The following is a 509-nucleotide window of genomic DNA, read 5'->3' as shown; positions in this document are numbered from 1 at the left end:
TTTTCAGACGGCCTTTTGTTACACCATCACAACTAAAACAGAATTTCCCAAAGAGAAACCAGATGAGCCTACCCTACAAAATTACTCAAACCGCTGCTGCCATTTGGCTAGGCATGCAACTGACAGCCGGCTACATTGTCGCCCCCATACTATTCCATCTCCTGCCTAAGATGCTGGCAGGAGAAATCGCCGGCATTTTGTTTGCCATTACCGCAATATGCGGCTTAGTTATTTTTGGCGCAGCCTATGCCTTTTTCAGACGGCAACTTGCCTCCCTCTCTTGGTGGGTTTTGGTACTTTGGCTACTCTTAGCCTGTAATCATCTTTTGGTTACGCCGGTTATCGAGGCGCACAAGTACGGACTGGATAACTGGCTCTTATCCCTAGTAGGCGGAACATTCGGCATTTGGCATGGCTTATCCAGTATTATTTTTTTAATCTGTACGATACTGGCAGCTATGTGCGTATGGAAATGGCCCGGACCAAACTAAACTGTTTTAATAAAAGGC

Annotated in this window: 1 protein-coding gene; it reads left to right on the top strand. The window is 46.2% G+C overall.

The window, feature by feature from the left end; all coding sequences use genetic code 11:
• Window positions 1–62: 62 nt before the first annotated feature.
• Window positions 63–491 carry a DUF4149 domain-containing protein gene (locus ACTHUR_RS18595; RefSeq protein ID WP_036493141.1) on the top strand — a complete coding sequence of 143 codons (429 nt, stop codon included), beginning with the start codon at window positions 63–65 and terminating at the stop codon, window positions 489–491.
• The last annotated feature ends 18 nt before the right edge of the window (window positions 492–509 follow it).

This window comes from Neisseria sp. P0021.S007 (assembly GCF_051956855.1).
Note: the sequence above shows the minus strand (reverse complement) of the source record. Positions and strands in the feature narration are given on the sequence as shown.